At 49.6% G+C, this 14,079-nt stretch carries 10 protein-coding genes; 2 read left to right on the top strand and 8 right to left on the bottom strand.

What is annotated here, in order from left to right:
- Nucleotides 1–47: 47 nt before the first annotated feature.
- The 3 genes from AD944_RS05515 to AD944_RS05525 are packed head-to-tail and all read right to left on the bottom strand — an operon-like array spanning nt 48 to nt 5,864.
- A complete protein-coding gene (locus tag AD944_RS05515) occupies nt 48–1,373 on the bottom strand; it encodes an amino acid permease (protein ID WP_236709200.1) in 1,326 nt (441 codons plus the stop codon).
- Entirely contained in the window at nt 1,370–3,349 is a 1,980-nt protein-coding gene (locus AD944_RS05520; protein ID WP_045542276.1) for an NAD(P)/FAD-dependent oxidoreductase, read from the bottom strand. The genes AD944_RS05515 and AD944_RS05520 overlap by 4 nt, the downstream gene beginning before the upstream one ends.
- Nucleotides 3,350–3,398: 49 nt before the next feature.
- Complete coding sequence (locus AD944_RS05525) at nt 3,399–5,864, bottom strand: TonB-dependent receptor (RefSeq protein WP_082741213.1); 2,466 nt, start codon at nt 5,862–5,864, stop codon at nt 3,399–3,401.
- Between the two features lie 456 nt (nt 5,865–6,320).
- On the opposite strand from AD944_RS05525, the gene AD944_RS05530 reads away from it, so the two are divergent.
- The gene (locus tag AD944_RS05530; protein ID WP_045542274.1) at nt 6,321–6,863 is read left to right on the top strand and encodes a cupin domain-containing protein; all 543 of its coding nucleotides are present in this window, start codon (nt 6,321–6,323) and stop codon (nt 6,861–6,863) included.
- Here the strand turns inward: AD944_RS05530 and AD944_RS05535 are convergent.
- From AD944_RS05535 to AD944_RS05555, 5 genes are all read right to left on the bottom strand, one after another.
- Nucleotides 6,853–8,073, bottom strand: coding sequence for a cytochrome c (locus tag AD944_RS05535; RefSeq protein ID WP_082741212.1), 1,221 nt, complete (start codon nt 8,071–8,073; stop codon nt 6,853–6,855). The genes AD944_RS05530 and AD944_RS05535 overlap by 11 nt on opposite strands.
- Entirely contained in the window at nt 8,070–10,268 is a 2,199-nt protein-coding gene (locus AD944_RS05540; protein WP_045542273.1) for a xanthine dehydrogenase family protein molybdopterin-binding subunit, read from the bottom strand. The genes AD944_RS05535 and AD944_RS05540 overlap by 4 nt, the downstream gene beginning before the upstream one ends.
- Nucleotides 10,258–10,719: a (2Fe-2S)-binding protein gene (locus AD944_RS05545; protein WP_045542272.1), complete on the bottom strand. Its 462-nt coding sequence runs from the start codon at nt 10,717–10,719 to the stop codon at nt 10,258–10,260. Before AD944_RS05545 ends, AD944_RS05540 begins: the two co-directional genes overlap by 11 nt.
- Nucleotides 10,720–10,951: 232 nt before the next feature.
- A complete protein-coding gene (locus AD944_RS05550; RefSeq protein ID WP_045542270.1) occupies nt 10,952–11,344 on the bottom strand; it encodes a tautomerase family protein in 393 nt (130 codons plus the stop codon).
- Nucleotides 11,345–11,384: 40 nt separating this feature from the next.
- Nucleotides 11,385–12,734 (bottom strand): aspartate aminotransferase family protein, encoded by a 1,350-nt coding sequence (locus AD944_RS05555; protein ID WP_045542269.1) that lies wholly within the window; start codon nt 12,732–12,734, stop codon nt 11,385–11,387.
- A gap of 129 nt (nt 12,735–12,863) precedes the next feature.
- Here AD944_RS05555 and AD944_RS05560 point away from each other — a divergent pair.
- The coding region (locus AD944_RS05560; protein WP_061474792.1) for an aminotransferase-like domain-containing protein at nt 12,864–14,079 on the top strand (1,216 nt) is incomplete at its 3' end.

Raw genomic sequence — 14,079 nt, forward strand, 5'->3', positions numbered from 1 at the left:
TAGAGCAGATGAATGCACAGCATTGCTGCGCATGTGGAAAAAAGACGTCATTCCCCAGCACCGGCTGCAACATGTGTGCGAGAGAGTTTTATCCAGCCGCCAAGGGTGATAAGCACCAACGCTGCGGTACCAACAGCCAGTTCGTGTCGTGTTTCCGGCACCAGAAGCATGGACAACAAAACGGCCGCCAGCAGGAAAATTGCCAGCCAGCCTTTCCATGCGCCAGTCTGATACAGGCGTAACCGGGCGCAGACGATCATGATGTTGTAAAACATGATAAATGCGCCGGTTGTTGCAACAAGAAATGCAAAAACAATCCCGGGAGAAAGCACGGCTGTTGCAGAAACAATCAGTGCCACCGCAGAACTTGCCAGAACAGCTCTGCGAGGCAGATGCGCCTTTGGCGACATGACCTGCAAAGCACGAGGCGCGTCCCCTCTGCGGGCCATTTCATAAACAACTCGGGATGTTGCATACAAACCGGAATTGAGCGTGGAAAGTGTTGCTGACAAAATGACAACAGTCATAACAGTGCTGGCATACGGCACATGAAAATGCTGAAGCGTCATGAGAAACGGTGAAACGCCGCGCACAGCGTCAGACCACGGTATCAGGCACAGAATTAACGAGATGGAGCTTAGATAGAACACCAGAAGCCGAAGTGCGACCGTACGCGTAACACGTGCAATGTTGCGATCTGGGCTATCTGATTCCAAAGCGGCAATAGTCGCAATTTCACTCCCGGTCATGGAAAATAAAACCGTAGGAACTGCTGCGAGAAACGCAAATGCGCCCAGAGGCATAAAGCCCCCATGCCCCAATACATTATCTTTCACAGGAACGGATGAAGTGCCTAATAGCCCAATGCCAAGAGCAACAAAAATACAGATTGCAATTACCTTAATGAGGGCAAACCAATATTCACACTCGCCATAGTTTTTGACAGACAACAAATTGATTGCTGTCATGACACCCAAAATGGCAATTTCGATTACCGCGTAAGGCAGTGGGACATAGGGTGCCAACAAGGAGGCTGAAGCAATAACTTCAACCCCCAGAGTTGTTACCCAGACAACCCAGTACACCCATCCAGCCACAAATCCGGGCAACGGCCCCAAAGCATGGCAAATCTGGCTGATAAAAGATCCATGCCCCGGTGCATGCAAGGCAATATCACGCAGCATGATATTGACCAGAAAAACAATAAGTCCCGACAAAAAATAAGAAATCAGAACACTTGGTCCTGCGGTCAGTATGGCCCCGGACGAACCAATAAAAAGCCCGGCGCCAATAACACCACCAAGAGAAATCATGGTGATATGGCGCGGTCTCAGGCTTTGTGCCAGTTCCGTCTTAGATGTCTGACTGTTCACAGCGTACTGGTTCCGGATGTTGCTGACACAAACGGAAAGGTCTGCCGATCTAACAGTTCCACAACAGCGCGGTGTGCCTGTTCAAATGCAGCATCTGTATGGGGGCTGGCACCTGCATCAGAGTTTGCAATGGTAATGCGGCCAAAAGGCTGACGCGCTTTTACGCATGGCCGATCGGATGTTTCTGTAAAGACCCAATCCAGCGGATCGTACAGGCTATTATAGGTATAGGCATAACCATGCGGCCAGCGGTTAACTGTTATTGCTGCGATATCACGGTTTGCATCAAACCCGCCCGCGCCCAAAATACGCTGTAACTGCTCGTGCACCTCGTGTTCAAACTGCTCAAACGTCAACCCCAGAAGAACGCTTCGTCCGGCACGATGTTGATCACGTTTTGACATGCCGGGCACGCCAAACGTTTTGATCATACGGACCACGATGGGGTTTTCCGGGTCGGTCGGCGCTTTCAGCCTCCCTAAAGAGACCGGTTCTGCCAACTGTACATCTTCAAAAAACATCCCTGGGCAGGAAATTTCCGAAACCCCGAGTTTTTTGAAGGCATGCCAGTTTTTCAGGGCTACATTCACATAAGCAATAGGACCTTTTACAGCATAACCAAGAGCATCCTTTTGCTTTGCAGGCAGCGTGGGCACCATATATGGAACAATCATGTTCCAGCATGCCAGCACCACCTGCCGCCCCCGTACCCTGCTGATCTGCGCCGGAGCAGCTTGACCTGCAGGTGCGCACAGGATGGATACGGTCTCCGCATTTTCTGGTACGCCATCATGTGCGACATTCAAGGCCAGCGTACTTAAGCGAATACGCACAGGCTTTCCCATTTGGTCGAGCTTGCCATAGTCAAAACTTGCAAGCCCCATGTCATTCTGAGAGCGGGCCGTTGTGGCCTCTGGTACCAGATGCGACACCAGAAGCCGCGCCAATGTTGCATTTCCGTCAGGAAAATGAACCGTCTCTTCAGAATCTTTCTGTCGTCCATGCTGCCCTCCCTGTAGATCAGACAGCAGTCCTTCGGGAAGTTCTCCCAGCCCTAAACCCGAAAAACCGGGGTATCCCATGGCCCATGCAAAAAGAGCGGGTAGAGCATCGCTTCCTACACAGAATACACCTGACCCAGCTTTTTGAAATATGGCGGCCGCCAACGGATCAATTTTGGCAATATTCAGAAGGTAGTCTTTATAGGAAATAGTTGCCAGCCTCTTCTTTTTATCCGACAGATTTTGGTCGGCCATATAGTCGGGCTGCTTACTGGAAACAAGCCGAACCAGATCCTGCCTTGTTTTTGTGGAGAGAGGCGCATCTTTCAGGGCGCGTGCTGAGATAAAGCGCCACTGTGCGGCATCCACCTGTTGGCTTTTAAGCATAAGGTAATCATGAGACCAGCTTTCCTGATTAAAAAATAGAGCAGACTGTAAACCAATTTTATCATAGAAATTTTCTGATTTTATGTTTTCTTTTTTATAGTTGTTTATATCAACGCCAATATCGGACAAAATCATGGTCGACCACTGGTTGTAGCGTTCAGGGGCTTCCATCTCCAATGTGCCGCCATTCAGGACAAGGTCGTGTCCGTTTACGGAAAACTGATTTCTTTTGGCATGACCACCAAAATCATCATGATTTTCAATAATCAGAATAGTTTTATCAGCACCTGCATATTTACGAAAAAAATGGGCTGCAGACAGACCACTTAGACCGCCACCAACGACAACAAGATCATAAACCTCACCAGTGTCTTTAATATTAGTCTTCTCAAGTGTGCCATCTCTGAGAGCATGTGCCGCCTCAAACGCACCAGGATGGCTACCGCGCAGTCCTGTACGCAAAGGAGGCGGCACAAAACCTCCAGTAGCAGCCAGTGCAGAAGACGAAAGGTTTTCAACAAAAACAGTGAGTGCTGTTGAAACCAGCATCCCCCCAACAAAATCTCGACGTGTGATGCGTGACTTCATTTTCACCTCAACACTTTGTCAGTTGAAGGAACATTATTGTGTCACTTGCTTAGAATTCCGCACTTACAGTGCCAAAGAATTCGCGCACAGCTCCACGTTCAAGAGACTGATAATCTCCTGACATAGGGTTACCATTTTGGCCCATCATGGAAATATATTTGGAGTTGAAAAGGTTATAGACATTAAAATCTACAGAAAGGTTTTTGGCAAAACCAACCTTACCAAAATTATAGCGTGCGCCAGTGCTTGCCAACCAGTAACCGGGAACTGATGTGTCATTTACATAGCTATAGTAACGCTTTGAATAATAGTGCACATCAAAATGCGTTTCCAACCCTTTCCAGCGATAAGACAGATTGGCCTTATACATAAACTGTGGGAAGTTTACGACCTTCTTTCCCTTGGTGTAGTAAATACCATCAGATGTTGTAATATTTCCACCATACGTAGAATGGTTGTAACTGACGCTGTTATAAATCGCCAACCCCTTGATGGGAGTAAGCGTAATAGCAGCATCAACACCATTTGTATGTACGGTTGTCGGAACAACGGTAGAAACAGGGGCCAGAATGGTGCCTTCGGTTGCAGCTTGTAGGCGATTACGCGCATCTGCATGATATCCGGCCAGACTAGCCTGCAGCAGTTTGTCAGTATAACGATAACCGACAGCATAGACCCAGTCTTTTTCTGGTGAAACATTATGCTGAAGTTTTCTGAACGCATCCTGATCCTGCACAGACCACGGAGAGTTGCCTACCCCATTAGGCAAAACTTGATAGGTCCGCATATTTTCTGCCAGATCAAAATAAAATTCATGATGCCGGAGAAAGTGATAGCTGGCTCCCACATGCGGCAAAAAGGCGCTGGATGCCGTCATGGTCCCGTTAGGAAGCGCGTCCACCCCGGTGTAGCCGGGATTGTTGTAGGAAGCTCCGCCCGCTGTAGTGGCAAGCACGGATTTAAACCCTGCCGTTACACGTAGGTTCTCGACAGGCCGCCACGTATCCTGCAGATGAAAGGCGAAATTGTTCGTTCTCCAGTTAAAGCCGTAACCCTGCTGGAATGCTTTTCCGTATGTATTATAGGGACCAACAGTTTTCAGGGGTGCGCCTTCTCCCAGTGTTGGCTCATTATACCAGAATAACCCAGCTTCCTGATTGTTGTTTTCGTACCAGACGCCAGCATCAATATTATGGTTTGCTATTTTATAAAGGAAGCTGGTTGTAAAACCATAACGCTCCTGCCTGTTCTGCCAAACTTCCTGCGAGAACGGAGCTTCTGTATCAGCAGACGGGGTTGAGGTATCGGAATAAGTGTAATAGCCCGTTTGGCTGGTGCCATATAAGGTGGAACGCCACCGTAGCCGGTCTGTCAAAGCAAGATCAAAATTCAAACCACCAGTATAGTTTGTCTCATGCTGACCACCATCATAGAGATATGGCTCATCCCCATTTTCTTCAATGGCATCCGTGGTGGGCAGAGCAAGGTTTCCAGCCGCATAATTATAGGCTTTGGCATAATTGGGATAAAGATGCGGAGTGCGCCATCCAAGCCCATTGATCATTGCCAGAGAGGTGTCCCAGTAATTCCACTCGGCCAGATCGCTCCAGTTGAAGAAAGCCTTCATGACGCTTTCCTGCCCTATGGGCTGCACCAGTTTGGCATCCACCTGCTGTTGGAACTGAGAGCCTCCACCTGCCCACATACCTTCATCCGAGCGTGAATAGGCAGTCATGAACTTGGTGCCGGAACTGTTCAGCTTGCCGCTATCCAACCGGGCATAAGTGCGGAAAGAACTATAGCTACCGAACCCCTGAGAGATCTTCCCTCCAAGCTTATCCTTGGGGTCTCCGGTTTCAAATTGCATTGTTCCGCCCAAGGTGGACGTAGAAGGCACAGTTACGCCCCCAGGCCCCTCAGAAATGATACTCCGATCAATATCATCAGAAATGGCTGCCTGAATAATATTCAGACCGTTATTGCTCTCATAGGTCTGATCGTTCAGCGGAATTCCATCTAGGGTAACACCAAGCTGATCCATAAAGAACCCGCGCACATAAATACTAGCTCCCCACAAATCGATACCGAGCGGATCTGTGGAACTGAAACTAACACCAGGCAAACGATCCGCTGCCTTCAGAACAGATGTGCCGGGCGTAAACTGCTCCATGACGGCCTTGGAAACAACATTATCAGCCCCACGCGAAACACTACGATGGGAACTAACCTCAACCGCTTCATTCCCTCCCTGAACGGGGCCATGGTCACGGTGCCTCGCAGCAGGGACAGTCCTCGCCGGTGAACGCGCAGGCGCACGAGTTCCAGCATGACGGGAGCCCGGAGCAATATGAAGACTTTGGGTAGGACGGGGCGCGTGGTGGCTCACGGGAGTTTGGGTGGGAGTTCTATCCTTCGTCGCCGCCATCGCTGTATCTGGCGGGAGGAGAGCCGGAAGAGACAAAGCTGAAAGGGACAAAGCGCATCGCAATGGCAGTTTGCGGCAGATAGCCACCATATCTGCAGGTCTCGTTTTTCTGCTCACGTGTGTATCTTCCACTTTGAAACGCCGGATGCGGCAAGGGTTAAAACGTTTTTGTGTGATCAATCTGCATCGCGCAGGATGAGGAGCCCGCTATCCTACCCGTAAGAGCTTCTGTCCCGACGGTCTCCTGACGTGCCATTCTCTTACACAGATACAAAACAGGTTCAGTGCTGGCCGTATCTTTCTGGTCCCACCAAAAACGTTTTCTTTTCGTGATGATATGAACAACGATCCCACCCTGCAACAGTTTTGTTAGGTTTTTCTATCTCCGCAGCGTTCAAGAGCTAATTCAACCCCTGTTCATTATAAAAAACACTTCAAACACGATCATTTCGGTTTAGATCGGTTTTATGCCTCCCCTCCCTCTTGCCATAGTACCCTCTTTTTCATTACGATTAAAAAATATGTGACATGAAAAGAGAGACAATTATGGACGTTGGCGGAACACTCTACGCCCTACGCACACAGCGAGGCTTGTCTCAGCGTGAGTTGGCAAGACGATGTGGTGTTGCCAACGGCACAATCTCGCTGATCGAATCAAATGCCATCAACCCTTCAGTTGGGCTACTACGCCAAATTGTTAATGCACTTCCCATGAACTTATCAGAATTTTTTGCATTTGAGCACTTGGAAGAACGTAAACTTTTCTATCGTGCATCTGAGCTGCGGGAAATTGGCGGCAAGGGAATTTCCTATCGCCAGATCGGCACCAATTTAAATGGCCGCGCATTGCAAATGCTGAATGAAGTGTACGCCCCTCGTACTGACACAGGCAAAACCATGCTGCACCATACGGGAGAGGAAGGAGGGGTGGTGATAAGCGGTGAAATAGAAGTCACCGTGGCCGATCAACGCACTATTCTAGGCCCCGGGGATGCATACTATTTTGACAGCCACCTTCCCCATCGCTTCCGCAACATTGGTCAAGAACCCTGCCACATTGTCAGCGCTGCAACGCCACCTAGTTTTTAAATGCGGCAGGCTTTATATCTTCATGCGTTCGGCCAAAATGGGACAGAACATAAGAGGATATGGCCGCAAGCTCTTCTGGCGTATAACCTTTCATAAAACCGGGCATAAAGACTTTTCCCTGCCCAGTTTCAAGGCTAGTGCCACTACGCAAAACCTGCACCAGATTATCTCCCGCAGGGTCCGAAACACTATGAGCGCCTTCTAACGCCCCCCATTCTGACTGCCTGCCGCGCCCATCCGGCAGATGGCAACCCGCACAAGCCTGTACAAAAAGCTTCTTTCCCCTGCGGGAAACAACACTAAAAGTACTCTCAGAACCTGACTGCCCATCCTGCACAGTCGGTCCTTCTGCTACAGGCGGAAGACTTCGCAGATACGCCACCATGGCTGCAATATCCTCATGGGTCATATAGCGCAAACCGTGCTCCACAGCTTCCGCCATAGGGCCAGACGCCACTCCCTTGCCATGGGCTTTTCCGGTCGCGAGATAAGAAATTAGCTGGTCATCTGTCCAGCTACCCAAACCATGTTGCCTCTCTGATGTTAGATTATAGGCTCGCCAACCCATCTGTAAGGCTCCAGCGTAGGCTTTGCTGCTTAGGCCGTATGTAATGGTTCGGGGCGTATGGCATTGGCTACAGTGACCCAAAGCTTCCGTTAGATAGGCCCCGCGATTCCACTGTTCTGATTGAGTTGAATCAGGCTGAAATCGCTTGTTCGGATTATTCAACCAGTTCCAGAACACCATTCCCCATCTTTGATTAAAGGGAAAATTTAGCGTGTTTGGTGGGGGCAATGCTTTTTCTGGCTTCAAGCTGAACAGGTAAGCTTTGATAGCCAGAGCATCAGCATCAGTCATTAACGTATAGGCTGTATAGGGCATGACGGGATAGAGATGCCTCCCCCCTTTCCCTACTCCTTCATGCATCATTTTTAACCACTCTTTATCGGTATAATTTCCGATACCCGTTTGCTTATCTGGCGTAATATTAACGGCAAAAATGGTTCCGAAAGGGAGAGTAAAGGGGCGCCCTCCAGTCAACTTATTACTCTCAGGCGCTACGTGACAGGCAGCACAATCAGCCGCATGAAAAAGATATTCTCCGCGTTTGATAAGTTGCGTCTCGGCGGCTGCAACACTACTCCAACAACAAATCGTGGCGACGACTGATCTCATCAGAAAATGTTTTAAATGGAAAAATGACTTCATGCCTTTTCTCCACCAAACTGTTTGGCGAATGGAATACGGCGCAGGCGTTTTCCGGTAGCGGCAAATAGAGCATTTGCCAAGGCCGGCGCAGCTGCAACCGTTCCAACCTCACCAATTCCCCCGATTTCTGCATCGGGATCGGGAACTATATGAACGCTGATGTCCGGAGCTTCATTCAGGCGCATCATACGGTAATTGTGGAAATTTGTTTGCTCGACCCGTCCATCCTTCAAGGTGATTTCGTTATAAAGGGCCATCGTCAAACCAAAAATAAGCCCACCCTGAATTTGTGCTACAACACCATCAGGAAAAACAACAGGGCCGCAATCAACTGCGGTATGAACATGGACAAGTCGGATCTGCCCGCTCTGTTCAACAGCAACTTCAAGCACTGTGGCCGCCCAGGTCTGAAAAGAATAGTGCAGCGCAATACCCATTCCGTGACCGGGCGGCAATACTTTCCCCCAGCCAGACTGTTTTGCGGCTTCCTCAAGCACTTTTAATGCTCTTGGTTGATGAGCCGCCAGCTTTTTGCGAAATGCCAGTGGGTCGTGCCCTGCTTGATGCGCAAGCTCATCAATCATGCTTTCCACAACAAAAACATTATGCGTCGGCCCTACCCCGCGCCACCATAACGTGGTCACCGCATCAGGCTCATCCCTGACAAACTCCACCAGTTGATCGGGTAACGCATAGGGTGTTTGAGCAGCACCTTCCACAGCGTCTGGGTCTAACCCCTTCTGCATCCCTTCCGGATACCAACGCGCCGTCACAGCGGACCCAGTGGTGCGGTGATGCCAGCCACTTATTGCGCCGTCACGTGTAAGGCCTGCTGAAATACGATCATAATAAAATGGACGGAATTGATCTTGGGTAATATCTTCTTCCCGCGTCCAGATCAGCTTAACAGGATATGGAACCTGTTTGGCAAAACGCGCAGCCTGACCAATGGAATTGGAATCAAGCCTGCGCCCGAAACCACCACCGATCAGATGGTTATGCACGCTAATGCTCTCGGGAGGCAACCCCGTTGCATCGGCTACTTCCTGCCGCGCTCGACCGGGCACCTGCGTGCCAACCCACACATCTGCGCCGTCTTGCCGTATATGCAGGGTTGTATTAATCGGCTCCAATGCTGCGTGGGCAAGAAAAGGAAGCTCATAAACTGCATCTATGCGGATATCAGCTTGTTTCAGGGCGGCTTCTGCATTTCCGTTTTTTACCGCCTGAACACCCGACTGTTCTGATGCTTTTTTCATACGAGCAACAATATCATTAGTCGAGGTCACGGCATTTGAACCATAGTCCCACCGGGGGTTGGCTGCTTCAAGTCCTTTTATGGCGGCCCACATATGGTTACCGATAACGGCAATAGCATCAGGCAGAGTAATCACATCAACCACGCCAAGAACAGCCAGAGCCGCTATCCTATCATACCCCGTTAAGCGTCCCCCTTTTACCGGACAGGCCATAATACGCCCTATTTTCATCCCAGTTATTTGCACATCTATGCCAAAGCGGGCGCTACCGTCTATTTTGGCTTTTGTATCCAACCTGCGGGGGTTTGTACCAATCAGTTTAAAGTCGGCGGGGGACTTCAGAGAGACCTTTACAGGTACGGCCTGATGAGCTGCTGCCTCAGCAAGCTCTCCATAAGATAGGCTTCTCGGGCTATCCCGATGAAAAACCCGCCCGTTCCGTGCCTGGCATGTATCCTCGGTTACTCCCCAATGGTGAGCCGCAGCGGCAATCAACATCATACGTGCAGCAGCCCCTGCTTCACGTAATGGAATCCAGCTATCACGGGTAGAGGAAGACCCCCCTGTTTCCTCTTCGCCCGCTACACTATCAACATACGCAAGGTCAGCAGGTGCGGCTTCAAGAAAGACCTGATCCAGCTCCAAGTCTAGCTCTTCAGCCAGCAGCATGGAGATCCCAGTATAAATACCCTGCCCCATTTCTGCATAACGTATAATAAAGGTGACCTTGCCCTGCGCGTCGATACGAATAAAAGCGTTTGGACTGAAAATAGCTCCTGTGGCAGCATCCTGCGCTTTTGATGCTTTTAGAAGTGGTAATCCTGGTAGAAAGGCAGAAAGCAAAAACCCACTTCCGGCACTTACCGCCGCTCCCAACAAAGCGCGGCGAGATGACGGCAGAAACCCCTTTTGCACCTTGTTTTTTCTAGGTTTCATGGGTCGCGGCCTTACGAATAGCCTTCCGAATGCGCACATAAGTGCCGCAACGGCAAATGTTGCCAGCCATGGCCTCATCTATGTCCGCATCAGTCGGGTTAGGTATGTGCTGTAATAAAGCCGTAGCCGCCATAATCTGGCCAGACTGGCAGTAGCCACATTGAATAACCTCTTCATCCAGCCAGGCCTGCTGCACTTTTGCGCCGGCTTCCGTCTGGGCTATGGCTTCAATAGTTGTAATATCATGTCCTGCGGCCGCCGATACCGTCAGGAGACAAGATCTGACAGGCTCGCCATCCAAATGCACTGTACAGGCACCGCACTGGGCGACCCCACACCCATATTTTGTTCCTGTAAGACCCAGAAGATCTCGCAATATCCAGAGCACTGGCATGTCCGGGGGAACGTCCAGATTACGGACTACTCCATTAATTTTCAGATCAAACCCCATGCACGCCCGGCCTTACTACAATCTTGGTTAGATGTCTGTCTTACATGATACTCTATACATAAAGCGAATTGGCACTAAAAATTTATATAACTGATAGCTTTCAAAAAAGCTCTACCTAACAGAAAGAAATAAACAGAAAAAATATTACATTATCCAGAAAAAATCAGTAAATATAAAATAAATCAGCTATTGCGCGCTATTTATAGAGCTTCACAATAGCTGATCCATGAAATCAAAGGTCGCCAGTTAGAAACTGGGCGCGACCCAACCCAAAGCTCCAATGTTCATCAGAATTCTGCACAATGGAAACCATGAGGTCAGCTGACGCCAAGCCACACTCTTTTTCCAGCTTCTCTGCCAGAAGACGATAAAATACTGTAATCTGCTCTTTGGACCGCGGGCGAGATACAACCTGAAGAAGCACAACCTTGTCTGTGCGCGGAATATCCAAGCCTGTGTCTTCAATGATCATATGTGTTTTATCGTGCTCGGAAACAAGCTGATACCTGTCGCGTGCAGGTACTTTGAATGCTTCCAGCATAGCAGCATGAGCAGAATCAAGCAGCTCTCGAATTTCAGTCGCGTTACGACTACCTTTGACAATATGAAAATGTAAAAGAGGCATAAGGTTTTATCCTTTGAAAATGGAATTTAATTCAGAAAAATTACCCAACGGTATCGATCACTTTCCGTAATGTCAGCATCATCTCCTTCAGTTCCTGTTCGGTAGAAATGAAGGGAGGCCCAAAGGAGATGATGTCTCCTGTTACACGGAGCAGCAGACCTTGCGTAAGGGCCTCATCAAACACGGCCGCACCTCTTACGCCGGGACCTGCTTCCGCTGATTTCAACTCGATTGCTGCTGTCAGGCCAATATTACGGATATCTACAATTTGTACCATACCCTTCAGACTATGGGCTGCGTCTTCAAGAACAGGTTCAAGCGCCAGTACCCGCTCAAACAGACCTTCACTTTCTATAATATCCAACACCACATGCCCGACCGCTGCGGCAAGAGGATGGCCAGAATAGGTATAGCCGTGACAGAACTCAATCGCGTTCTGTGGGCCGGTCATGAAGGTGTTGTAAATCTCATCCGTGACAATAACGCCTCCCATCGGCACAATGCCATTCGTGACAGCCTTGGCAAAAGTGATGATATCCGGCTTGACCCCAAAGCGCTGTGAAGCAAACGGTGCGCCCATCCGGCCGAAGCCCGTAATCACCTCATCAAAAATCAACAGAATACCATGTTTTGTGCAGATTTCCCTTAAGCGCTGCAGATAGCCCTGTGGCGGTACAATGACACCCGTTGACCCCTGCACCGGCTCCACAATGACCGCGGCAATGGTGGAAGCATCATGAAGCGCTACTAGCCGTTCAAGATCTTCTGCACGGTGCGCACCCCATATTGGCTGGCCACGGGTAAAGGCCATGTGTTGCGGTTCATATGTATGCCGCAAATGGTCAACACCGGGCATCATGCCTGCGGCAAACATCTTTCGGTTTGAGAGAATACCGCCTACCGACATGCCACCAAAACCAACACCGTGATAACCGCGCTCGCGCCCGATCATGCGGAATCTGTTTCCGGCACCTTTCATCCGGTGATAGCCAAGCGCCACTTTTAAAGCGGTATCCACCGCTTCAGAGCCTGAGTTCGCAAAAAACACGTGATTCATGCCCTCTGGGGCCATGTCCGCTATACGCTGAGCCAGAGACAATGCCCCCGAATGCGTTAACTGGAAGCTAGGCGCAAAATCAAGTTGCTCAACCTGGGCCTTGACTGCCTCTGCAATAAGGGGATGAGCGTGGCCCAAGGGAGTGCACCACAGACCAGAAAGCGTATCAAACACACTATGCCCATCAAGGGTCTGGTAATAAGCCCCTTTTGCAGACACCAGCGTACGTGGTGCAGGATTGGCCTGTAACACGCGGCTGGCAGTGAAGGGCTGCCAGTAAGTGCCCTTCTTTGCAGTAACAACCGGATCAAAATTTCCCGTCACATTCGGCATCGACTGCTGTTCCTATCGTATCCACCCGACAAACTGCACAGGCGCATTTGGTAACAAACCGTAATGTGATCCTGTTTATCCGACTATGTACAGTTGCGCATATTTTGCGGAAACTGTACTGATAAATAGATGGTTGATACCGTTTTCCCTCATGTGGTGCTGGACCCGAACTGCTCCATCGCGCTCGTTTCTCAACTAGCCGATGCTATTATGAAGCAGATTCAGAATGGCGCTCTCCTGCCCCACAAGCGCTTACCTTCTATCCGGCGCATGGCGTCGCACTGCAAGACAAGTCCTATCACGGTTGTAAATGCTTACGCCCGACTGGTATCTGCTGGCCTGCTCGATGTGCGAGACCGTGGAGGCTATTATGTAAAACCATCACCTCTTTTGGCAACACAAAGGCCTCCCATTGATTCCCTATGGCTTCTGCAACACGCGTATGAAGAACATGCACCAATCATCAAGGCTGGATGCGGTTGGCTCGCACAACCTTACCTTTTTACAAATGCTGTAAAACAGGGACTCAAAGCGCTGGAGCAGTCATCAAGCCTAGCGAACATGCTGGATTATGGAAGCCCTTATGGCCTTATCGCACTCAGAAGTGCCATACGCCTTTTACTGGCAAAACGTGACATTCCTTGCACTGAAGACGGAATTATTCTGACCCATGGCGCAAGTCAGGCGCTAGAATTAGTCTTAAGAGCCTTTACGCAGCCAGGCGACACTGTTTTAGTAGATGACCCCGGTTACTGTAACCTTTACCCTCTCCTGCAAAGTCTTGGCCTTAAAGCTGTGGGCGTGGTGCGGAATGAGTCTGGGCCTTGTCCAGAGCTCTTTGAACGGGCTCTCAAAAAACATCCGGCCAAGCTTTTCGTAACGACGTCAGTACTCCACAATCCTACAGGAAGTTGTGTGACGGCACACAACGTGGCCACCATTCAAGCCATTGCAGCTAAATATGGCATTGCCATTGTAGAAGACAATATCTTTCTGGACTTAACGCCTGAAAGCCAGCCGTGTCATGCACGGCATGGCAAACTTCAGAATATCATTCATATCAGCAGTTTTTCAAAAACTATCGCACCTGGTTTACGCGTTGGCTACCTTGCCTGCTCTCCTGACGTGGGAAAACGCATCCTACGGTATAAAATGGCTGCCGGACTAACCTGTGCTGGCTTAAATGAAGCGATGGTCTTTAATATTATCAAAAATGGCCAGTATGGATATCATTTGACAGACCTTAGGGAGCGTTTGTTTCAAGCTCAAAAAACTGTCTGTCATTCTTTTCTTGCTATCGGAATGAAACTCTATATTCGCCCAATGGGAGGACTGTTTGCGTGGG

This window comes from Acetobacter tropicalis (assembly GCF_001580915.1).
Classification (GTDB): Bacteria; Pseudomonadota; Alphaproteobacteria; order Acetobacterales; family Acetobacteraceae; genus Acetobacter; species Acetobacter tropicalis.